Below are 23,194 nucleotides of genomic sequence, written 5' to 3'. Positions count from 1 at the left end.
AGCTTAATGTTAGTGCTTACTAACATACTGTAAGGCAGTAAAAAACAGGGTAATTTAAGATGATTTTAAGGAGGTTAAACATGCATTTTATCGTTCTATCAGTATTATCAGTATTGCTTCTTTTATGCCATCCTGCCGGTGCAGGCGATCTCACGGTTTCACTTGATGAGGCATATAACCTGGCTTTAAAAAATCATGAGGCTGTAAAAGTCGCCGGCGAGGGCCTTTATCAACTGGAACAGACAAGGAAGAAGGCTGTATCAAACATTCTTCCATCTTTGACTGCAGAGGGAAGTTACACCAGGTATTCAAAGGAAAAGAGTTCCGCCATCACTGTCCTGCAGCCGGATTACAGTCTGAATTACAGCCTGACAATATCTCTGCCGCTGTACAGGGGAGGTAAAGAGTGGAGTGCCTTGAGACAGGCAAAGCACATGATTGATGCCGGTGAAAAAGTTGTAGGAATTACTAAGGAAGACGTAGTTCTGGCGGTATCATATGCTTACTTAGGCAGGCTAAAGATTCAGAAAGAGATAGAAATAAAAGAGGCAGACTTAAAACGGGCTGAAGAATGGAGCAGAGTGGCGAGTGCACGATTCAAGGTGGGCGAGGTTACAAAAACCGCAGTGCTGAGGGCTGACGCAGAAACAGCAGGCATACAAGCTGATCTCTCAAGGGTAAGGAAGGAGCTGCTAACCTCAGAAGTCCGCTTGTCCAGGCTTATTGGTCTAAAGCCTGGATTTGATATATCAGAGCCGCCGCAGAAGCACGTACCTGATGGTACAATTAATGATTTCATTCAAACCGCACTTAATAACAGGAAGGATTATCTAAAATCAAGTGCTGATGTTGAAATCGCAAGAGAGGGCGTGCAATACGCTAAAGCTGGATACAAGCCTACTCTGCGGCTCGACGGTGTCTACTCTGGAAGGGACCAGGACCCTGTCGCATCTGCCTTCTTTAACAAAGAGAGTATGTTTGCGTCTATTACCCTCACATATCCTTTATACGAGGGTGGGTTGAGGGTGGCAGAGGTCAGGGAGGCGGAAAGTAAATACAGAGAGGCCGTATTAAATAAAATAAGCCTTAAAAAGGAGATTGAAATTGAGGTTCGGGACGCTTCATACAATATAGATGCCATTAATTCTTCAATAGAGTTTTACAGGACACAGGTATCATTTGCAGAGGAAAATTACAACACAGTATTTAAACAATTCACATACGGACTTGCTGTTAATGCTGATGTCATAGATGCCAAATCAACACTTGTAACAGCACAAAGCGATCTCTCCAACAACACTATAGATCTTCAGCTGGCGATTATTGAATTAAAAAAGAGAATGGGGCTGATTCTTAACGAGGTGGTTGCGGAGGGACAGAAGCCTGAATACCCGGGTCAGAAATGAAGAGTGTAAACAATGTGATCGGGAAACGGGGAGATACATATCAAAGGCTCCTTGCCGCAACCTTGAAATTAATCTCCCTGAAGGGATATACCGGCACTTCCACAAGAGAGATCTCTTCTGAAGCAGGTGTAACGGAAGTTACCCTGTTCAGACACTTCGGTTCCAAAGAAAGACTCTTTGAGGAAACGCTGAAGAATTATTCATTCCTGCCAGAGCTCAAAGTACTTCTGCCTGAACTGGAGAACAACTCATTCGATTATAGTGAAGGGCTTATCAGGATTGGCACACGTTTCGTTGAAACACTGAAAGAGAGGAAATTATTAGTCCGGATAATGACATGTGAAATTCAGTTATATCCCGAAAAGATTAAAGAAGTACACAGCAGATTTATTGATGAGATGATAAACCTGTTGGCTGATTATTTCAGTATCCGGAAGAAGAATGGACTGCTGAGAAATTTCCAGTCTGAAATTGCAGCCAAGGCATTTCTTGGTATGATATTTTCATTTTTTCATATGGAAGAGATCGTTAAGGGCAGAAACCTGGGGAAGAATGAGATTAAACGGAATATAGAAGAGTTTGTATATATATTTACTGATGGGACTTTAAGAGGAGATTAAGGGTTCAAACCATTCTGAGTTTACATAATATCTATTATCAGACGTTATAAGGATGTTGTATATAGGATCATATATCTGCAATTTTAATATCAGGATCAACGCCTGCCTGAACATAATTTTGTCACTTTATGCACAATTTGACTCCCGTCCAACACAGATTAGTGGCCGGGAAATGATCACTTAAATGCCTGAACACCCCCTATCAATATAGTCGTCATTTTGTAACCCATTAATTTATTTTGTTATTTTAATCCGACATTGTCATTCATGAGTAATAATAAATGTTTGTCAAATAGATGGCATTAATTTTGCTCAATACAATATATAAATATAAAGATGAACCAAACAATTGTCTCATTCCATAAGGAGGTTACAGATGCATTGTCCCAAATGCGGCGGGTTCATGGTATCAGAGAGATGCACTGATTATTCACTTGTTTTCTATGCTTGGAGGTGCGTAAACTGTGGCACTCTATTGGATAGCACTATTTTGCAGAACAAAAAACCATTTATACTGATGGGAGGTTTTTTACCTTACAGATAAATGGCACTATTGGTTATTACTCAAAAACCAAATTTGATTCTGTTCTGACTATACCTTTAATAGCCCTGATGTTGCTGATGACAGTTGCAAATATGTCGCCGACAGCATCACCTTCAAGAATTGCGATAATGTCATATCGTCCCGTAATCATATCTGCACAACTTACATGCTCTAACCTCCTTAATTCATCCCTTACAATCCTCTCCTTGCCAATGTCTGTATTTATTAATAAATAAACCTTGCCGCTTTTTTTTATCATGTTATCCCCCTATTGACGTTACCCTTTTGTTAGCATAATGTTATGATTATTGTCAACGTTTATATATTCATGAGGTAATAACACCAATGCTCAGGATTATCTCTGGGAGTGCAAAGGGTCGTAAACTCCAGGTTCCTTCCGGTACTAAGATAAGACCTACTTCAGATAAGGTAAGGGAGTCTTTGTTTAACATAATAGGTCGCGACAACATAGTGGGCTCAACGTTTCTTGACCTTTTCGCCGGGTCGGGTGCTGTTGGAATTGAAGCCATTAGTCGAGGTGCAGCGTGCGCCACATTAATAGACAATCATGTCAAACATATAAGAGTGTTAAAAGAAAATATCAGGATTTGCGGATTTCAACAATCATGTGAAGTTATCTTTGGAGATTCAATTACCATTATTGACAGATTAACCCTGGGCGAAAGGTCCTATGACATATTATTTGCCGACCCGCCATATAATTATAATAATTGGTCTGACCTCTTGTTAAAGATAATTAAAAATGTTAGAATTGCGGGTTACGGATTTCTTATTTGTGAACATTCTTCAAAGGTTTCTATGCCGAATCTACTGATAGACTTTGAAGATTATGGCAAGTATGTCTATGGAGATTCGACTTTAACGGTTTACAGAAAACATGGCAATAACAGCGATATATCCAGGGACATTTGACCCTATTACTAATGGACACCTTGATATTCTTCAACGGAGCTTGAGGCTATTCAATCACATAATCCTCGGAATAGGTCCTAACCCAAAGAAGACAGCGCTTTTTTCAATTGATGAAAGGATTGGCATGGTTGGAGAGGCCATTAAGGATCTTCCAAACGTAACTGTTGAGGTATTTGATGGTCTTCTTGTTGATTTTGCAAAAAAAAGGGGGGCATCTTCCATCATTAGGGGACTAAGGGCGGTTTCAGATTTCGAGTATGAATTCCAAATGGCACTTATGAATAGAAAACTTGATGATAAAATTGAGACTGTTTTCCTCATGCCGAGCGAAGAATATTCATATCTTACATCAACTATCATTAAGGTTGTCAGCAGCTTAAATGGTGATATTTCTTCATTAGTTCCGAGTCATGTAAACACATTATTAAAAAGTAGGTTTAAGGATAGAAAGGACTTTTAATTAGATGAAGCTTACAAAACGCGTATCATTAATAAAACCATCACCAACCCTTGCATTAGAAGCAGTAGCGAAGTCGATGAAGAAAGACGGCATAGATGTAATCAGTTTTAGTGCCGGTGAACCGGATTTCGATACCCCGGATGGGATTAAGATTGCTGCTATATCGGCAATTAACGATGGGTTCACTAAATATACCCCATCCTCCGGAATAATAGAACTCAGAAGGTCTGTTGCTGAAAGGCTGGCCAGGCAACACGGCCTTTTGTATAAACCTGAAGAGGTGCTTATATCATGTGGCGCCAAGCATAGCCTCTACAATCTTTCTATGGCTTTATTTGAGGAAGGAGATGAGATTATAATCCCGTCTCCCTATTGGGTTACCTATCCGGAGCAGATCCTGCTATGCGGTGCAAAACCAGTGATTGCCGGTACTCTTGAAGATGAAGGTTTTCTTCTCAAACCTGAGATCCTGGAGAGTCTAATTACTGATAAGACCAAAGGATTAATCCTAAACAGCCCTTCTAATCCTGTAGGGTCTGCATATGACAAAGATCACCTTGAAAAAATCGCCGGGATAGCAGTAAGGCACAATATTTATGTTATTTCAGATGAGATCTATGAGGGCATAGTTTATGATGGGTTCAAACATACAAGTATCGCATCATTAAACAGCGATATATTCAAGCTTACTGTTGTCATAAATGGCGTTTCAAAGTCTTATGCGATGACTGGCTGGAGAATAGGATATGCTGCCGGTCCCCGTGAAATTATTGAAGCAATGGGCAATATTCAAAGTCAGAGTACTTCAAACCCGACTTCAATATCTCAAAAGGCTGCACTTGAGGCACTGAGTGGTAAATATGAGGATTTCATTAGAGCAATGGTTGAGAGGTTCGACAAGAGGAGACATTATATCGTCAACAGGCTGCGGGGGATAGCCGGCATTTCCTGTTTCATGCCGATCGGGTCATTTTATGTATTTCCTAATATTTCCGGAATATTAGGCAGAAAATTTAACAATACTACAGTGGATTCATCTGTCAAGCTGGCAGAGTATTTCTTAAATGAGGCAAAAGTGGCCGCCGTACCCGGTGATGCGTTTGGCGCCCCGGGCTTTTTGAGGCTGTCATTTGCTACATCCATGGACAATATAGAAAAGGGACTCGACAGGCTTGAATCAGCAATAAAACAGCTTGTATAATTTTTTACTTACGGAGGTAATCTTCAAATGCCAATTTATGAATACAAGTGCGCTAAGTGCGGTCATAAAATAGAGATTATTCAGAAAATGAGTGACCAGCCTATAACCGTTTGCGAGAAATGTAATGGTTCGATGTCGAAGGTAATCTCTCCTGCTGGCCTGATGTTTAAAGGAAGTGGATGGTACGTAACAGACTATTCTTCAAAAGGTAAACCGCCTGCAGAGCCATCTAAGTCTATAAATGGTCAGAATAAGGTTTCAGAAAAGAAGGAAGATAAGAAGGAGGATAAACCTGCTGAAACTGCTTCATCAGCACCTGATAAAAAAGAACCGGCTACTTAAAATCCCTTCGCTGAAAGATTACTCCTGAAATAACCAATACAGCTGCAATATACAGGAAACCATAAAGGGTGACCATTATCATATAATTTGGAGAAACAAAAATTCCGTGAACCACCTTGCCTTTAACATTAAAGTTATCAAAATTCGGCAGCAGGTAATAAAATAAATCAATAAGACGTTCCAGATAAGTGCCAGGGAATTTGTCACCTAATAGTTTGAGTTCTTCAGTAAGATGGCCAATAAAATATACCGCTATTGTGAATATGGCACTTAAAGTTGATGAACTCGAAAAAGTAGAGAACATAAGTGCAAGTGCTGTCACAACCATCAACTCTATAAATATCAAATAAATAGCCTTCCAGATATCAAGATTAATGTTAGATAAATCATGCCCCCATCGAAGCTCATTTATAATAAGGATAAGATACAGACCTGCTCCCATAATTACTATATTTACCATTATAGTGACAAGAAGCCCAAGGTACTTCCCGGCAATAAACTGAAAGCGGTGCACTGGTTTAGAAAGTATGTTGTAAATTGTCTTTTTCTCGATCTCTTTAATTATTAGTCCTATCCCCAGGAATATAGCGATAAGCGCACCGAATATATTGATACTTCCGAGACCTATATCAATAATGATCTTTGACGGTTCACCCACTGTTAAGGTCGCAAGGAGGAGAGATACCATTATCATGAGGAGGGCAAAGAAGAGCAGGTTATAGAGAATCCGATCTCTGATGGCCTCTCTAAATGTATTTCTTGCTATAGTCAGTGCCTTCAAGAATTCCCTCCTCCTATCTTTTTCAAAAAGTGTTCTTCCAGGGTTTCACGATGAGGTATAACGGAGACGACCCTCCCCTTTCCATCCATTATCAGTTGCAATATTACATCAACTCTGTTTTCATCAGATACCCTTATTGCTGCATTCTCCCAGGTTTCATAGATTGAGAAACCCATAGCCTCCATATGTGCCAACATCTCCTTGCTGACATTCCTTGCATTAATTTCCACATATTTGACCTTCGCATCCATTATCTCATCCAACCTGCCTACGTTTACCAGTTCACCCTTCATAAGTATACCAACCCTGTCACAGATCATCTCAACATCAGGGATTATATGGGTGCTGAAAAAGACGGTCTTACCATCATCTTTAAGCCGCAGGATGATATCCCGTATTTCCTTCCTACCTATCGGATCAAGCCCGGACATAGGTTCATCAAGAACTATAAGGTCAGGCCTGTTAATCAATGCCTGGGCGATTCCTATCCTCTGGAGCATTCCTTTGGAAAATTTCCGAAGCTGGGTATCTGATGCATCTTCAAGTCCGACCAAATAGAGAAGATTGTCCATCCTCGCCCTTAAGTCATCTCTTTCCAATCCAAATAATTGTCCATAGAATCGCAGGAATTCCAGCGAGGTAAGATAGTCATAAAAATATGGCTGCTCAGGAAGGAATCCAATATGATTCTTTACTTCAATATCATTTGCTTCTTTATCTAATATCCATGCCTTTCCGGAAGTGGGATATATAAATCCCATAAGAATCTTAATAGTGGTTGTCTTACCTGCCCCATTAGGACCAAGAAAACCAAATATTTCACCTTCATTTACCTCAAGGCTAAGTCCTTTTAATGCAGCAACTCCCTTTCCCCTGAAACCAACCTTAAAGACCTTTGTCAAATTCTCCGTTTTTATAACGACCTTATCCATTTATCCCTCTGGCTGAGAATACAGACAACAAAAACTCATTGCCATTGCTTTGAACTCACACTTCTTCGTCTCATTGCTTCTTCTATTCATTGCTCATGGTTTCCCATACAACTTCATTCTCTCTTTAACCACACTGCTGTATACCCTCCCATCCTCAGGATTAAAATAGTAAAAGCCTCCAAATGGCTCATGAGGTAAGGAGGCAATAATCTCCTTTTCAACTAACTGCATCAGACTTTCAGGATTAGCTTTATAAATATCCTTATATCTTTTTACCGCAACTTCCAGAAATCCTGCATCTCTCTCCACCATTACCTCTTTTATTCTCTGATCTAAAGCCTCCCTGACATTCTCGTCCTTGGTTTCCTTATAGAAGTTAGATAGAAATTCAAGGGCTATTTCCGGGTCTCCTGCCTTCACATAAAGCCTTGCTGCAAGCTTTGGCAAATACGCAGGATTTCCTGGCAGTTCAGATGCCTTAGCCATATACTCAGCAGCCGTTTTGTAATCGTTAAGGTAGAAAAAATTGTTAAAGCCTATGTAAAAGGGTATCTGCCATACCTCTGGATTTTCCCTCATCCCTTTAATTAGTAATAAATTACTCTTCTCAGGCGCCTTCCCGAGCACTGAAAGGGTAACCCCGCCCAGTTGATAGGCATAGGCAAATTTAGGGTCGAGTGTGGTCACAACATCCAGGGCATGATATATCCAGTCATATCCATCCGGTGTAACCGTATCCTCTCCTATCAGCTGTATAGTCTTAAGCCAGATTAAATCCGCAATCACCTGCTCATATCCTAAAACCGCGGGCTTGAGATATTCCCCCCTGGGGAGTGTTACAAACTCTTCGATCTTTTTCTCTATACCCTTATGCACTATTATCTGATGCTGAACAAGATATATGGAAAATGCCAAAGCAGCTATCAGCGGAATCACAAAGGGATATTTAGCCTTTAACAGGAGAGCATGCATATATTCTCAATTCTTCCCCAAACAGGTTATACTTATATATAAGCTTTAGTACTGTCCATATCAATACCAATTCTGTAATTACCTGAAACCTGCCTGTTGATTGTAATGATTGTCTACGGTGTGGTAACGTCGTTCTGCAGGATGGTAAAACTTCTGTTCTGGTCATAGAGCCACTGATCAGTGGCGTTGTCTTTGTCTATGTTTCCAACAACAGCAGCAGAAAAAGTATTTATTGTCGCTACTGAACCTGGGTCTGAATAGTCAATGCCAGCTTCTGGTGCTGATGGGGTTCCCGGGGCAGCTATTCCATTATACCAATACCTGTAACGTGTTGTCTGTCTTGGTTGCCAGCCAACTCCGTTCCAGTCAGTGATATAAGTACTATATTCAGCCTTATAGGAAATAGCTAAATCACCTATTGCACCCAAGTTGGTCTTCAATTCAGCCTGTTTAGCCTTAGCCTGGTAACTGAGAACAGCACCAGTGGCCAAGGTAGCCAGAATACCAAGGATGGCTACAACGACCATCAACTCGATGAGGGTAAAACCATCTTGACGAAAATTCTTAACCATAACTTTCTTTATCTCTTTCAGCGTCAGCGTATAAAAAAGGGGCGACAATTACGAACGCCCCTTTTATGAGACAACATGCCGTCATATCTTTTCTCTTAACCACTGACATCATTTGTAGTGTTAGTCAATGCACGAAGTTGGTTATACTGCCATACATCACAAGTAGCATCGTTATCCACATCCCCATCGGCGACTGCAATAAATGTAGCAGCGGCAGCAACCGCAGCAGCATTTGCGGCCCCGGATGTAGCACAGTTTCCGGCAGTAGTATTTGCAGCTAACAGTAGAGCATTGTAAGAATAGCCGTAACGGGTTGCTCCCTGAGGTGCCCAACCCAATTGAGCTGCAGTGGCAATGTACGTATCGTTTTCGGTGCGCCATGCCTCAGCCGTCGTTCCTATGCCCCCAAGGTTGGTCTTAGCCTCACTCTGCTTCGACTTGGCTTGAAATCTCATAAAGTTTGGAATCGCTATGGCAGCCAAAATTCCAAGTATCGCAACCACGATCATTAATTCTATAAGGGTAAAACCCTTTTCCCTGTCCAGCTTCACTAACCTGCTAATCTTTCCTATCTTTAACATCTTTCCTTCCTCCTATTACCAATCCAAAGGACCGGTTTCTTTGTTGTTAAGCACTTATATCTGTCTCACCTCCTTTTTAAAATGTCATATCTTATTTGCCTAACGCCAGATGAATGCATTTTACATGCCTATTAGGGAAGACCATTAAAACATACAAGTTATTCCTTTATTATTAATGAGTTAGGCTAATTGTTATGAAGTTGATCTTATTAATACATGCACAGTAACGCTCTAACATATGACAAATTTTGTCATCATGAGTTAATTATTTGACGAGCGTCATAAGTCGTATGAAGGGTACTATGCCTAACGAATATCAGGTGTGGGCATTTCTATTTCAGGCTGGTGTGTGGATTTTTTTTTCATGAATTCTTCATACTTCATTTTTAATCTCTCTTCTTCAAATGGCTCACCAAACCCTGTCTCTCTGAATTTCTTTATCAATTTTTCGTTCTCAATATCAAGTTCAAGCGCCTTGATCCATTCTGCCCTCGCCTCACTCCTCATATTTTTTTCAAGATAGACATCACCAAGGTGCTCAAGGATAGTTGGATCTCCCGGCATTAATTGTGCAGCCATTTTCAGCTTTTCCAGGGCAGGCTCAATCAATCCCTTTTTATAGTAAGCCCATCCAAGACTGTCAACATATGCACCGTTATCCGGATTCTTATCAAGAGCCTTCAAGATCAATTCAAGCGCGAGATCGAGATTAATCCCCCTGTCGGCATAACTGTATCCAAGGTAATTCTGTGCATTGTCATTATCAGGATCCAGTTCAATGGTCTTTTCCATCTCCCTGACCATGTCATTAAACATATCAAGCTTATCGTAGACCACGCCAAGATTAAAGTGTATCGCAGCATTTTCAGGAATAATCTCTATCCCACTCAAGTATAGATCCTGTGCTTCCCTGAACCTCTTTTCCTGGGTATAAAGCATACCAAGTATCAGATATGCATTGGAACGTTTTGGGTCAAGCTCTATGGCCTTTTTTAGTATCTTTATGGCATTAACCTTGTCATTTTTCCTTGAAAGCACAAAGCCAAGGTGAATATGAGCATCAACATCAGAAGGCTCTAATTCAATTAGATTTGAATATACCTTCTCGGCATTTTCATAATCACCCGTCTCCTCATATAAATATCCGAGATATTCATGCATCCTCGTATCCCTTGGTCTCGCTGAAACCACTGTCAAAGCCTTTTGAATTGCCCTCGGATAGTCCTTAATTTCTTTATAAAGGTATGATAACTTAAAGAGCATGTCATAATCTCTTGGATTATGCTCAAGAGCAGTCTCTAACACTTTAATCGCACTCTCAAATTCCTTCTTCTGCGCATACAACTGCATTAGTTGAAGAGCAGCCTCGCGGCTGTATGGATTAACATCTGTCAGTATCTTCTTATAAATCCTCTCAGCATTACCTGAATCTTTTTCCTGCAGGTAGACTGCGGCCAGTTTTAGGTATGCCAACTCATAGTTATTCTTTTTTGAGATTGCCTTTTTATAATATCTCCTGGCCTCTCCCGTCTTTCCCTGTTCAGCATAAAGGTCCCCAAGATAGACATAGCCGGTCGGATTATTTCGGTCCAGGCTAATCCCCTGCCGTATTGATTCCTCAGCCTCATCAAACCTCTTCAGATTTGCCAGGGCCATACCCCTGTTTAAATAGACTTTAACTGAACCGTGCTCTTTTTCAATAAGTTGATTAAATGTCTTGACAGAATTCTCATAATCACCGGAATTAAAATACATCTCTGCCAATAAGAAGATAGCAGCGTCAGGACGCGGGGCCAGGGTAATCAACTTCTTCATACTCTCAATAGCATTGTCAATTTGACCTAATTTGGCCTGAAGTGCAGCAACACGACTTAAAATAAATAGAGAATTCTCATCATAAGAAAGTGCCGTCTCATATTTCTGAAGGGCCATTTTAAGATCCCCGTTCTGCTCATCCATAAAACCCTGAAGATAATTATAATATGCCTCCGGAGACGACACGCTCTGAACTTCCCGTGTTATCTCCTGCGGTTCATCACTCCTGACCGATGATATCTTCTTAACCGGCATACATGCATTAAGCAACATTAGTAAAGATATCATTGAAATTATTAATCGTATGACCATCTCATTCCTTTCCTGTCAAAATAATAATCAAACAAATATCTGTAATTTTCACTGACTATGAACCTTCTCAAGATTATCAAATTTAGTATATTTATCCAGGAAGGCAAGTTTCACCGATCCAATTGGACCATTTCTCTGTTTACCTATGATAATCTCTGCTATACCCCTGTTTTCTTCAGTCTGTTTATATACCTCTTCCCTGTTAATGAATAAAATAACATCAGCATCCTGTTCAATTGCTCCGGATTCACGCAGATCAGCGAGCATAGGTCTCCTGTCATGTCTCGATTCAACTGCACGATTCAATTGAGAAAGGGCTATTACAGGCACATTTAATTCCTTAGCAAGCGCCTTCAGGGACCTCGATATATCCGATATCTCCTGTTCGCGTGTATCAGAGCCGCCCCTTCTGCCGGCACTCCTCCCTCCCATGATCTGGAGGTAATCTACAATTATAAGGCTCAAACCATGCTCTGCTTTCAACCGCCGGGATTTGGCCTTTATTTCCAGGGCAGTAATTGCAGGTGTATCATCTACAAAAATAGCTGATTCTGATATACGACCGGCAGCGTTAGTCAATCTCGGCCAGTCAGATTTACTGATAAAACCGGACCTCAGCTTATGGGCATCTACCCGGGCTTCTGAACATAGTAATCTTGTAACGATCTGCTCCTTGGTCATCTCAAGGCTGAATATTGCAACAGGTTCTTTTTTTTCAATACCGGCATGCTGGGCTATGCATAAACAAAAAGCAGTTTTCCCCATGGATGGACGACCCGCAATTATAATCAGATCAGCTGGTTGAAACCCCGTTGTCATATTATCGAGGTCAATGAAACCTGAAGGAACACCTACTACACGACCCTTCTTCTCTGAAAGCTTCTCGATTGTCTCAAAGCTGTCTTTAATTATGTCTTTTATATGGATGAAAGACCGTTTGATTTTATTTTCTGATATGCTAAATATAGAGTTTTCAGCAAAGTCGAGGAGATCATCAACATCCTGAAGGTTCTCATAGCCCCTCGTAACAATCTCAGTAGCTGTGTTGATTAAATTTCTGAGCAGTGATTTCTCTGAAACGATCTTTGCATGATATCTGATGTTGGCAGCTGTCGGAACTGTGTTTGAGAGCATTGAAAGATACGCTACTCCGCCTACTATCTCCACGTCATTCTTCTTTCGCAAATAATCTGTAAGCGTCACAAGGTCAATGGCCTCATTCTTTTCATTCAATTCGAGCATTGACATAAAAATTCTTTTGTGTGCCTCTTTATAGAAATCATTGGCATTTAAAATCTCAATTGCCTTATATATAGAACTGTTCTCTATCAGTATAGCTCCCAGAACAGATTGTTCGGCCTCAATATTCTGAGGAGGTACTTTAAACGTCGAGTCTTCTATATCTGTTGTATATGCTTCCATCTGCATCCCTGAAATATTCTACTTGCCGGTGATTAATTTACTGCTTTCGACATGCAGTTTTTTCCCTGTTTTAACATTTATGACAGTAAAATGCATATCGTCTTTTCCTTCAGTAATGATATTTTCAATATTATTATACACGGCGTATTCAGTTGCCATCTCGACAGTTTCCAACCCAGTGTCAGAAATCACTTTATTTCCTGCATTCCTTAATGCCCTGGATATCTCAATAGAATTGTCTCTGGATCCATTACGTAAGAAGACCAGGTAATTGATGCTGTCATCCGGCAAGGTTACTCCATACCTTTTTTCTTTAGCCATAATAATTGATTCTACATCAATAGCAAATCCTGTAGACGGACAATCAAGGCCAAACTTACCGATTAAATTGTCATATCTGCCTCCCCGCCCGAGAGGATAGGCAACACCATCATGAAATATCTCAAAAAACAATCCTGTATAATAGTCAATTCCCCTGATCTCGCATAAATCTATTAAAACATGTTCTTTAAGACCATATGAACATAATGTCTCATAAATTTCCTTCAAGTTTATTAAGGCTTCTTTTGATTCAGCGTTCTGAATAACGCCCTCAGCCCTGTCAAACACTCCTTCACTGCCAAAAAGTTTCAACACATCCAGGGCTTCATTCTTCACCGACTTTTCTGCTCCGGCATGATCAAGCACTGAGGCAATACGGCAACCGTCCTTTTTTGAAATTGCATCCCTCAAGGAGTTCTCAAAGTCCGGCGGCATTGACCCGTGTAGTAATTTCTTAAGATAATTCACTATCCCTGAGAGGTAGCCGGCGTGACTGATTACAACTTTGAAATCTTTAATCCCGAATTCCTTTATAGACTCCGAGGCAACAGAAATAATCTCTGCATCTGCAGCCGCAGATGCAACTCCCGCAAGTTCACAACCTGCCTGAAACATCTCCCGTTCCAATCCGGCATGAGATTCCTCATACCGGAATACATTTCCGTAGTAACAAAGCCTTAATGGTTTCGGTTCATCTGACAGAATGCCTGCAACCATCCTGGCCACCTGAGGAGTAATATCAGGTCTTAACAAAATCAATCTGCCACTGTCACGGTCTACAAATTTATAACTCTTTTCCAATAAAGTACTGTTTAGCCCCCTCGAAAGGACATCAAGGTATTCAAAGACTGGAGGGATTACTTCCCTGTAACCCCATTTAATAAAGGTAGCAAGCACAGTGTCCTGTACATGCCGCCTGAGCAGTGCACTGGCTGGTAAATGGGTTGACATCCCGCAAGGGGTCGAGGTACTGGACGGCTGGATGCTTATTTTCATAACAATCTATATTATAAAGGAATATTCAACTAATTCTGTATAATTAAATTATATTAAACATAACATTTTAAAACTCTAATTGCAATCTTGAAAGGCAGGATAAAGGTGATGATTCTGTCATAGGTTGAGTAAGTCACTCTGAACTGGTTAAATGGTCTACATGAGATGCTGAAACCTGTTCAACAAAACAGGTTTTTTCGTTCACCGAGTGGTAATGGAAAAAACAAATACTCAGCGTAACACCGGGAATGCGACTTTTGAAGCGTCGTCACAGTTTAATCTGCTTTACTGACAATACATTTGGCAGCTTTTGCATCTGTGCCAGGAGCTCCGGTGAAACAGGAGAGTCTATACTTATTACGGATAAGACCTTTCCACCAGGGACATCTCTTCCAAATTGCATGCGTGCAATATTAATATTTTGTTGTCCAAGGATTGAGCCTATATTTCCGACTACTCCAGGCTTATCTACGTTAGATAAAACAATCATATATCCTTCAGGTACAACTTCCAGCGGATATCCATTTATTTCAATAATTCGAGGATCTCTCCTGCTGAAGAGCGCACCCCTGGCCTCATTGAGGCCTGTATTTGTCTTCACTTTGATGGTAATGAGACTGATATAATCCCCTGCATCCCGGTTCTTCGACTCCTCAACTCCAATCCCCCTCTCCTGCGCAATTATTGGTGCGTTCACATAGTTTACGGAATCTTCCAAAATCGGAGTTAATAATCCTTTAAGTGCAGCTATAGTAAGAGGGGCTGTTGATAATTCGGCAACTTTTCCACGGTACTCTATACTTACCTTTTCTATAGCGCCTTCACTTATGCTTGCCTGAAAAGCACCCAGCTTCTCAGCAAGAGCAATATATGGCTGAAGCTTCGGCAACACATCAGGTGAAACAGATGGGAAGTTTGCAGCATTCCTTATTACACCCTTCGTGAGGTAATCAACTATCTGCTCAGCTATGGCTAACGCCACATTTTCCTGTGCCTCTGTCGTCGAGGCGCCAAGGTGAGGCGTACAGACAAAATTATCAAGGGAAAGAAGCGGGTTCTGTGCATCTACCGGCTCCTGCACAAACACATCAAATGCCGCGCCACCTATTTTATTTGATTTTAATCCATCATAAAGAGCCGTTTCATCAACGATGCCCCCGCGCGCACAATTTACAATAAGAACACCGTCCTTCATCTTATTTATTGCCTCTGTACTTATAAGATTCTTTGTCTCGGCTGTCAGCGGAGTGTGTATGGTAATAAAGTCCGAACGGCTATAGATCTCATCGAGGGATGCCAGTTCGACACCCATTTTTTGCGCATTTTCCTGAGTTAAATAGGGGTCGAATGCAAGGACATTCATTAAGAGACCCTGCCCCAGTTTGGCAACATGACCGCCAACCCGGCCCATGCCCACTATACCTAAAGTCTTATTGAAGAACTCCTGTCCTGTAAATTTGTTCTTCTCCCACTTGCCGCCCTTTGTAGAGGCTGTCGCCTGTGGTATCAGGCGTACAAGAGAGAGCAGCATGGCAATTGCATGTTCCGCTGTGGTAACTGTATTGCCGCCAGGGGTATTCATGACGACAACACCTTTTTTTGTGGACGCTGGAACGTCAATGTTGTCCAGACCGGCACCGGCCCTGCCGACAACCTTGAGTTTTTTTGCTGCGTTAACTACGTCTGAAGTAACTTTAGTTGCACTGCGTACAACAAGACCTTCATATTCACCTATAATATTGATTAATTCAGACGGGCTTAACTTGGTTTTTACATCCACCGTTAGACCGGCGTTTCTCAGTATTTCTACACCCTTATCAGATATGCTGTCGCTGACCAGTACCCGCATTGCGTAATATCTTACACGATCCTAATCCCCTTCTTTGAGGCCTCAGATCTTAAGAAAGACCTCCTCTGCCCTTCTCAAACCGCTTCCAAGTTCACCTGGATAACCCATTTCTTTCAATACCATCTCGGTAGCAGCTATTGCCGTTATAACATCAAACTTGTCACAGTAACCCATATGAGATATCCTGAATATCTTCCCTTTCAGATGATCCTGACCTCCAGCTGCAGTAATGCCGTGCCTCTCCCTCAACCTCTTGTATATCTGCTGGCCGTCGAAACCTTCAGGTGACTTAACTGCAGTAACAGCATCACTCGGTGATGACTTTGGCAATAATTCAAGACCAAAACCCTTCATTCCCTCTCTTGTTGCTGTAGCAAGAAGCTTGTGCCTTGCAAATATGTTTTCCAAACCCTCTTCTCTCAATGATTTAAGCACCTGCTGAAGCCCGATAATCAGTGAAACAGCAGGGGTATAAGCAGTAGTATTCTTCTTTATATTATCCCGTTCCTTTTTAAAGTCAAAGTAGAACCTGGGACACTTAGCAGTCTCATTCTTCTTCCAGGCCTTTTCACTAACACTTGCAAAGGCAAGACCCGGCGGCAGCATCAATGCCTTTTGAGATCCGGTTATAAGGATATCTATTCCCCATTCATCCGGTCTTAAGTCAAAGACACCAAGGGCAGTGATTGCATCTACTACGAAGATCGTCTCAGGATAATTCTTAACTATCTCACCAATTGCCTTTACGTCATGAGCCACACCGGTTGATGTCTCACTTGCCTGAACATACACTGCTTTTATTGATGTATCTTTCTTAAGAAGATCAGAGATAACCGTTGGATCAACCGCATCACCCCATTCAACTTTGATCTCATCAGCTATAATTCCAAATGCCTTGCATATCTTTCCCCATCTCTCACCAAACTTACCTCCATTAACTGTGATGACCTTATCTCCCGGTGTTAGAAAGTTTGAGACAGATCCTTCCATTGCACCTGTACCGCTTGATGCAAGTATCAGGACATCACTACTGGTCTGAAATAACCACCTAAGACCAGAGCTGACCTCCTCCATTACAGGTGTAAAATCAGGAGAACGGTGATGAATCATAGGATGTGCCATTCTTAGGAGGACTTCAGGCGGCACTTGTGTCGGGCCTGGCGCTAATAAATATTTTTTATTCATGGGTCGGTAATCTATCATGGTTAGGATTTGCTTGTCAAGTATTTTAATGTCTCTTTTGCCGCCCTCTGTTCAGCCTCTTTCTTATTCTTCCCAATCCCCAAACCCAATACCTCACCATTAATTAAAAGTTCAACCTCAAAGGTCTTTTTGTGATCAGGCCCCATCTCCTTTGAGACCCTGTAAGAGGGCAACTCCAGATCATGCCCCTGACAGTATTCCTGAAGATCCGTTTTATAATCAAGGCTGATGCCCTCGCGAGTAGCTGTTTGAATCTGAGCAACAAAGACCATCCTTACAAAACGATCAGCAGCAGGTAATCCACCGTCAAAATATATGGCTGCAATAATAGCCTCCAGTGCATTTGCGAGCAAAGACTCTTTTTTTCTACCGCCTGTATGCTCTTCACCCCTCCCAAGCAGCAGGTATTCACCGATATCAAGCTCAGATGCTATCTTTGATAATGATGGTTCGCTAACCATCATAGATTTAAATTTAGACAGCTCCCCTTCCTGATATTGTGGAAAATTCTCAACAAGGTATGAACTTATTGAAAGGTCCAGGACTGCATCACCAAGGAATTCCAGGCGCTCGTTGTCTTTAGCGTTCAGGTCCGGGTTTTCATTAACATACGACTTATGTGTAACGGCCTCCTTGAGAAGGTCAATATTCATGAAGTTATATGAAAGTCTCTTTTCAAGATCTCTCATCTGTTCATCTTTCATATACTTTAACCTTTGAATTTCCTGAAGAGGATACAAGCATTGGTACCGCCAAAACCGAAGGAGTTTGAAAGTACAACATTTACATTGATTGTGCGGGATTTGTTCGGAACATAGTCCAGATCACATTCTGGATCAGGATTCTCATAATTGATGGTGGGAGGAATTACTCCGCGTTCAATGGATAATAATGAGAATACAGCCTCTATACCGCCTGCTGCCCCCAATAAGTGTCCAGTCATAGACTTTGTAGAACTGACCGGGATATCGTAAGACTTTTTCCCAAAGACGGCCTTAATTGCAGATGATTCATTTTCGTCATTAAACTTTGTAGATGTGCCGTGGGCATTGATATAAGAGATGTCGTCAGGGCTCAAGTCTGCATCTTTAAGTGTTACCTTCATACAGCGCTCTGCTCCAACCCCTTCAGGGGCAGGTGAGGTTATGTGGTACGCATCACCTGTCATTCCATACCCACACACTTCAGCATATATCCTGGCCCCCCGTTTCTCTGCAAAGGTCAACTCTTCCAGTATTACAACTCCTGCACCCTCACCTATTACAAAACCATCTCTCATAGCATCAAACGGACGACTTGCCTTCTCAGGCTCATTATTTCTAACCGATAGTGCGCGCATGGCACAAAATCCTCCGACTGCAAGGGGGCTTATCGTTGATTCAGTGCCTCCGGCAATCATTACATCGGCATCCCCGCGTTGTATTATTTTAAATGCATCTCCAATAGCATGCGTTCCGGTGGCACATGCCGTCACTACTGCTGAGTTGGGCCCCTTGGCGCCAACCATAATGGCTATATGGCCGGATACAAGATTTATTATTACCATCGGGATAAAAAAAGGGGTCAACTTTTTTATGCCCCCTTCAAGAAATTTTATATGATTGGATTCAATTGCAGGAAGGCCCCCAATTCCAGCCCCTACATATACACCTACCCTGTCAGCCGTTGCATCTGTAATCTCAAGTCTCGCATCTTCAACAGCCATCTTTGCAGCGGCAATACCGAACTGAATAAACCGGTCCATTTTCTTTATCTCTTTTTTCTCGATAAAGTCTACAGGATCGAAATCTTTTACCTCAGCGGCAATCTGAGAAGGCAGTTCTGATGGATCGAAACGTGTTATTCTGCCAATGCCTGATTTTCCTTCACAAAGGGATTGCCATGTTTTTTCCACCCCTGTTCCAAGGGGTGTAACAAGTCCTACGCCTGTTACTACTACGCGCCTTTTCAAGGCTACATCCTTTCTCTTATATAGTCCACTGAATTCTGTACAGTTATTATCTTTTCTGCATCTTCATCAGGTATTTCAATACTGAATTCCTCTTCAAAGGCCATAACCAGTTCCACAGTATCAAGTGAATCTGCCCCGAGATCTTCCACGAATGATGCATCCGGAGTTATTTCCTCCTCATCAACCCCAAGCTGTTCACCAACTATCTTCTTTACTTTCTCTTCTACTGACAATGCCACGATAAAATCACCTCCTTTTAAAATATATATTTTGTGATATTGGATATTCCTACATATACATACCGCCGTTAACATGTAAAACCTGACCTGTAATATACTTGGCTTCATCTGAAGCAAGAAATCTGACAGCATTAGCGACATCTTCAGGCATCCCAAGTTTACCCATAGGTATCTGACCCAGCAATGCAGTTGCAACATCTTCAGGAAGTTTTTTTGTCATATCTGTTTCAATAAAGCCTGGCGCAATGGCGTTTGCAGTAACACCCCTATTTGCATATTCCCGTGCAATGGATTTTGTAAATCCTATAATACCGGCTTTTGATGCAGCATAATTTGCCTGTCCGACATTACCCATTAGACCGACAATTGATGCAATACTAATAATCCTGCCATACTTGTTTTTTACCATCCCCTTTATCACCGACCTGGTGCTGTTAAATGTCCCAGTCAGATTTATTCTTATTACATCATCCCATTCATTGTCCTTCATTCGAAGGAGAAGGTTGTCCCGGGTTATTCCTGCGTTGTTGACAAGAATACTTATTTTACCAAACACCTTATTAGCCTCTGCTGCCGCATCCTCCATACTCGCAAAATCTCCCACATCTGCCTGCAGGGCTAAAACCCTTCTTCCTGTGCTTTCTCCGATCATCTTCATGGCAGATTGCAGTTCAGTAATGTTAATGTCTATACCTGCAATATCAACTCCACTCCTTGCCAGTGATTCGGCTATGGCATATCCAATACCCCGGCTTGCCCCGGTGATCAATGCAACTCTGCTCTCTGTCATGGATTCCCCAATCCCGCTCAAGTTTTCTCCATACTCTCCATATCCTCTACATTAAACAACTCTGCCGTCGTTTGCAACTCCCTTGCAATCCTCTTCTGCAACCCGGTCAGGACACGACCGGGACCAACCTCTATAAATGTATTAAATCCAGCATTAATGAGATACTGCATAGAATCATCCCATTTTACAGGGTTTGTCAATTGACGGAGAAGTGCATCTTTAATTTCATCTGAATCTTTAACCAGGCAAGAATCAACATTAGTAATTAACGGCATATTAAGGCTTGAAAATGCAATATTGTTAAGTACCTCTGATAATTTCTGAGAGGCCGGTTTCATAAGTGGTGAGTGCGATGGAACACTCACATTCAGAGGAATTACCTTCTTTGCCCCTTTACCTTTTGCTAATTCCATTGCCTTTTGAACTGCCCCTGAAGTACCTGCAATTACTATCTGCTCCGGGGTATTAAAATTAGCAGGTGTTACAATATCTTCACCGCTGGTAGTTGACAACTTACATATTTCAATGACATCAGACCTTGTTATCCCAAGCAATGCTGCCATCATGCCGCCTTCTTTTTGTACGGCATCCTGCATAAACCTGCCTCTTTTTTGTACTACAGGAAGCGCATCAGATAGAGGAAACCCACCTGCAGAAACAATTGCCGAGTACTCTCCAAGGCTATGGCCTGCAACAGCAGATGGAGTTATTTGTGCATTCGTCAAGACACTCCACGCTGCAATACTCGTGACTAAAATAGCAGGTTGAGTATATTCTGTCAAATTGATTTTATCACCGAAGTTATTAAAACATAACCCCTTTATGTCCCAATCGAGTATCCCCTCTGCAGCGTTGAAAACATCCCTTGCAGAAGAATAGTTGTCATACAGAGACTTCCCCATGCCAGAGTATTGTGAGCCCTGCCCTGGAAACAGGAATGCAATTTTCCTTACCATTTTATCAGCACCGCCCCCCACGTCAGACCGCCGCCAAATGCTTCAAGTAAGATATTATCACCATGCTTGACCCTGCCTTCTTTTACAGCTTCATCAAGCGCAATAGGGATTGATGCTGCCGAAGTATTGCCATAACGGTCAAGATTTATCATAAAACGTTCCATAGGAACATTAAGCTTTTTCCCAATTGCCTGGATTATCCTCAGATTAGCCTGATGCGGGATGAATAGTTTTATGTCGTCTGCCGTAAGACCATTATTCTTTAATACCTCATTTATTGAGCTGCTCATAGTGTTTACCGCAACTTTGAACGTCTCATTACCACGCATTTTAACGTATTGAAGCCTGTTATTTATCATATCCTCTCCTGGAGGGATGCGCGAACCGCCTCCTGGCACATAAAGCATATCCCACAATTCCCCGTCAGAGTAGAGATTAGATGATATAATTCCACTTCCGCCTGAATCGGATTTCAATACAACTGCACCTGCACCATCTCCGAATAGAATACAGGTATTTCTGTCAGTCCAGTCTATCACCTTGGAAAAGACATCAGAACCTACAACAAGCCCGGTATGATACATTCCAGACCTTATGTACTGGTCTGCTACAGATAATGCATAAATAAAACCGGAGCATGCTGCGGACAGATCAAATGCAAAAGCACCTTTAGCTCCAAGCCTGTTCTGAACAAGACATGCTGTGGATGGGAACAACATATCAGGCGTGACAGTAGCCACTATAATAAATTCAATATCTGAAGGTTTAATTCCTCCGTCTGTTATCGCTTTTTCAGCCGCAAAAAAAGCCAGGTCAGAAGCCGCTTCATCCTTTGAAGCGATCCTCCTTTCGCTTATACCTGTCCTTTCAACAATCCAGTCATCGGATGTATCTACCATCTCTTCAAGATCTTTATTCGAAAGAACCTTGTCTGGCAGGTAGGAACCTGTTCCTGCGATCCTGGAACGGATGACCATGCTAATTCACATCCTCCTTAAAATATGTCATTAACTCTGATACATCTTTCTGAAGATACTCGATAGTATGAACATCTGATAACCCAACTGACATTCCTATTGCATTCTTAATTGCCTTTGGAGAGGACCTGCCATGACATATTATGCAGACCCCGTTAACACCAAGCAATGGAGCGCCCCCATACTCTGCATAATCAACCTTCTTCTTAAAAGACGCGAATGCCTTCTTTAGCATGAGATACCCGATCTTTCCTGCAGGTGATTTTTTTATTTCACGCGACAACATTTTTCCCATTGTGTCAGCTACTGCTTCACTGATTTTGAGCGCTACGTTACCAATAAATCCATCACATACTATAACATCTGCTCTTCCTCTGTAAACATCCTTTCCTTCAACATTACCTATAAAATTAAGTGGACTATTTTTAAGATACACGAATGTCTCCTTGGTAAGCATGTTTCCCTTGGTATCTTCTTCTCCAATGCTTAATAATCCTATCCTCGGGTTTTCCTTTTTAAGCATCTTTACTGCATATGCATGCCCCATAATAGCAAACTGAAAAAGATGTTTGGGTTTACAATCGACGTTAGCTCCAACATCAAGCATTATAGCAACACCTTCGAGTGTAGGCAGGATAGTGGCAATTGCAGGTCTCTCAACTCCCTTTACAGGCCCCAATATCAGCAGGGATGCAGCCATAGTGGCGCCGCTATGGCCGGCGCTGACGACTGCTGAAGCCTTTTCGTCACGAACCAGCTTTGTAGCAATAATAATGGATGAATCTTTTTTCTTTCGAAGGACAGAGACCGGACTCTCATGCATTTCAACCCGTTGTGAAGCATGCGAGATAGTTATCGGCAGACCTGTAGTACGATGCTTTTCAAGTTCACACCTGAGTAGTTTTTCGTCGCCAACGAGTACTATCTCTGTATTGTACTCTCTTGCTGCCAAGACTGCACCCTCAACTTCTGCAGCCGGAGAGCTGTCTCCACCCATAGCGTCTAATGCAATCCTCATA

The 23,194-nt window shown here is 41.8% G+C and carries 24 protein-coding genes; 6 read left to right on the top strand and 18 right to left on the bottom strand.

The window, feature by feature from the left end:
* Positions 1 to 80 precede the first annotated feature (80 nt).
* Entirely contained in the window at positions 81 to 1,406 is a 1,326-nt protein-coding gene (locus IT392_02905; protein MCC6543436.1) for a TolC family protein, read from the top strand.
* Positions 1,403 to 2,026 (top strand): TetR/AcrR family transcriptional regulator, encoded by a 624-nt coding sequence (locus IT392_02900; protein MCC6543435.1) that lies wholly within the window; start codon positions 1,403 to 1,405, stop codon positions 2,024 to 2,026. The genes IT392_02905 and IT392_02900 overlap by 4 nt, the downstream gene beginning before the upstream one ends.
* Positions 2,027 to 2,586: 560 nt before the next feature.
* Here the strand turns inward: IT392_02900 and IT392_02895 are convergent.
* The gene (locus IT392_02895) at positions 2,587 to 2,829 is read right to left on the bottom strand and encodes an Lrp/AsnC ligand binding domain-containing protein (protein MCC6543434.1); all 243 of its coding nucleotides are present in this window, start codon (positions 2,827 to 2,829) and stop codon (positions 2,587 to 2,589) included.
* Between the two features lie 86 nt (positions 2,830 to 2,915).
* On the opposite strand from IT392_02895, the gene rsmD reads away from it, so the two are divergent.
* Genes rsmD through IT392_02875 form a run of 4 tightly spaced genes read left to right on the top strand, consistent with a single transcriptional unit; the run spans position 2,916 to position 5,506 of the window.
* On the top strand, positions 2,916 to 3,503 hold the full coding sequence (rsmD, locus tag IT392_02890; protein MCC6543433.1) for a 16S rRNA (guanine(966)-N(2))-methyltransferase RsmD: 588 nt from the start codon (positions 2,916 to 2,918) through the stop codon (positions 3,501 to 3,503).
* Positions 3,469 to 3,963, top strand: coding sequence for a pantetheine-phosphate adenylyltransferase (gene coaD, locus IT392_02885; GenBank protein ID MCC6543432.1), 495 nt, complete (start codon positions 3,469 to 3,471; stop codon positions 3,961 to 3,963). The genes rsmD and coaD overlap by 35 nt, the downstream gene beginning before the upstream one ends.
* Before the next feature lie 4 nt (positions 3,964 to 3,967).
* Entirely contained in the window at positions 3,968 to 5,164 is a 1,197-nt protein-coding gene (locus IT392_02880) for a pyridoxal phosphate-dependent aminotransferase (GenBank protein MCC6543431.1), read from the top strand.
* Between the two features lie 27 nt (positions 5,165 to 5,191).
* Positions 5,192 to 5,506, top strand: coding sequence for a zinc ribbon domain-containing protein (locus IT392_02875; GenBank protein MCC6543430.1), 315 nt, complete (start codon positions 5,192 to 5,194; stop codon positions 5,504 to 5,506).
* On the opposite strand, the gene IT392_02870 is transcribed toward IT392_02875, so the two are convergent.
* From IT392_02870 to plsX, 17 genes are all read right to left on the bottom strand, one after another.
* A complete protein-coding gene (locus IT392_02870; protein ID MCC6543429.1) occupies positions 5,499 to 6,287 on the bottom strand; it encodes an ABC transporter permease subunit in 789 nt (262 codons plus the stop codon). The genes IT392_02875 and IT392_02870 overlap by 8 nt on opposite strands.
* Positions 6,284 to 7,219, bottom strand: a complete 936-nt coding sequence (locus IT392_02865; GenBank protein MCC6543428.1) for an ABC transporter ATP-binding protein — start codon at positions 7,217 to 7,219, stop codon at positions 6,284 to 6,286. Before IT392_02865 ends, IT392_02870 begins: the two co-directional genes overlap by 4 nt.
* 93 nt (positions 7,220 to 7,312) lie before the next feature.
* On the bottom strand, positions 7,313 to 8,191 hold the full coding sequence (locus IT392_02860; protein ID MCC6543427.1) for a hypothetical protein: 879 nt from the start codon (positions 8,189 to 8,191) through the stop codon (positions 7,313 to 7,315).
* 113 nt (positions 8,192 to 8,304) lie between these two features.
* Positions 8,305 to 8,763, bottom strand: a complete 459-nt coding sequence (locus IT392_02855) for a type II secretion system protein (protein ID MCC6543426.1) — start codon at positions 8,761 to 8,763, stop codon at positions 8,305 to 8,307.
* A gap of 95 nt (positions 8,764 to 8,858) precedes the next feature.
* The gene (locus IT392_02850; GenBank protein MCC6543425.1) at positions 8,859 to 9,344 is read right to left on the bottom strand and encodes a prepilin-type N-terminal cleavage/methylation domain-containing protein; all 486 of its coding nucleotides are present in this window, start codon (positions 9,342 to 9,344) and stop codon (positions 8,859 to 8,861) included.
* 306 nt (positions 9,345 to 9,650) lie between these two features.
* A complete protein-coding gene (locus IT392_02845) occupies positions 9,651 to 11,432 on the bottom strand; it encodes a tetratricopeptide repeat protein (protein MCC6543424.1) in 1,782 nt (593 codons plus the stop codon).
* An 87-nt stretch (positions 11,433 to 11,519) separates the two neighbouring features.
* A complete protein-coding gene (dnaB, locus tag IT392_02840) occupies positions 11,520 to 12,893 on the bottom strand; it encodes a replicative DNA helicase (GenBank protein ID MCC6543423.1) in 1,374 nt (457 codons plus the stop codon).
* A gap of 18 nt (positions 12,894 to 12,911) precedes the next feature.
* Positions 12,912 to 14,210 carry an ATP phosphoribosyltransferase regulatory subunit gene (gene hisZ, locus IT392_02835; protein ID MCC6543422.1) on the bottom strand — a complete coding sequence of 433 codons (1,299 nt, stop codon included), beginning with the start codon at positions 14,208 to 14,210 and terminating at the stop codon, positions 12,912 to 12,914.
* A 268-nt stretch (positions 14,211 to 14,478) separates the two neighbouring features.
* Positions 14,479 to 16,059, bottom strand: a complete 1,581-nt coding sequence (locus IT392_02830; protein ID MCC6543421.1) for a phosphoglycerate dehydrogenase — start codon at positions 16,057 to 16,059, stop codon at positions 14,479 to 14,481.
* Between the two features lie 42 nt (positions 16,060 to 16,101).
* Positions 16,102 to 17,244: an alanine--glyoxylate aminotransferase family protein gene (locus IT392_02825; GenBank protein ID MCC6543420.1), complete on the bottom strand. Its 1,143-nt coding sequence runs from the start codon at positions 17,242 to 17,244 to the stop codon at positions 16,102 to 16,104.
* A gap of 20 nt (positions 17,245 to 17,264) precedes the next feature.
* Positions 17,265 to 17,966, bottom strand: a complete 702-nt coding sequence (gene rnc / locus IT392_02820) for a ribonuclease III (GenBank protein MCC6543419.1) — start codon at positions 17,964 to 17,966, stop codon at positions 17,265 to 17,267.
* A gap of 5 nt (positions 17,967 to 17,971) precedes the next feature.
* Positions 17,972 to 19,213 carry a beta-ketoacyl-ACP synthase II gene (gene fabF, locus IT392_02815; protein ID MCC6543418.1) on the bottom strand — a complete coding sequence of 414 codons (1,242 nt, stop codon included), beginning with the start codon at positions 19,211 to 19,213 and terminating at the stop codon, positions 17,972 to 17,974.
* Between the two features lie 2 nt (positions 19,214 to 19,215).
* Positions 19,216 to 19,446, bottom strand: coding sequence for an acyl carrier protein (gene acpP / locus IT392_02810; protein ID MCC6543417.1), 231 nt, complete (start codon positions 19,444 to 19,446; stop codon positions 19,216 to 19,218).
* Positions 19,447 to 19,501: 55 nt separating this feature from the next.
* Positions 19,502 to 20,242, bottom strand: a complete 741-nt coding sequence (gene fabG / locus IT392_02805; GenBank protein MCC6543416.1) for a 3-oxoacyl-[acyl-carrier-protein] reductase — start codon at positions 20,240 to 20,242, stop codon at positions 19,502 to 19,504.
* A 17-nt stretch (positions 20,243 to 20,259) separates the two neighbouring features.
* A complete protein-coding gene (fabD, locus tag IT392_02800) occupies positions 20,260 to 21,198 on the bottom strand; it encodes an ACP S-malonyltransferase (GenBank protein ID MCC6543415.1) in 939 nt (312 codons plus the stop codon).
* Entirely contained in the window at positions 21,192 to 22,169 is a 978-nt protein-coding gene (locus tag IT392_02795) for a ketoacyl-ACP synthase III (GenBank protein ID MCC6543414.1), read from the bottom strand. Before IT392_02795 ends, fabD begins: the two co-directional genes overlap by 7 nt.
* A gap of 7 nt (positions 22,170 to 22,176) precedes the next feature.
* Positions 22,177 to 23,193 carry a phosphate acyltransferase PlsX gene (gene plsX, locus IT392_02790; GenBank protein ID MCC6543413.1) on the bottom strand — a complete coding sequence of 339 codons (1,017 nt, stop codon included), beginning with the start codon at positions 23,191 to 23,193 and terminating at the stop codon, positions 22,177 to 22,179.
* Between the last annotated feature and the right edge of the window lies 1 nt (position 23,194).

It is taken from the genome of Nitrospirota bacterium, assembly GCA_020846775.1.
Classification (GTDB): domain Bacteria; phylum Nitrospirota; class 9FT-COMBO-42-15; order HDB-SIOI813; family HDB-SIOI813; genus RBG-16-43-11.
This window is presented reverse-complemented; position numbering and strand designations above follow the sequence as displayed.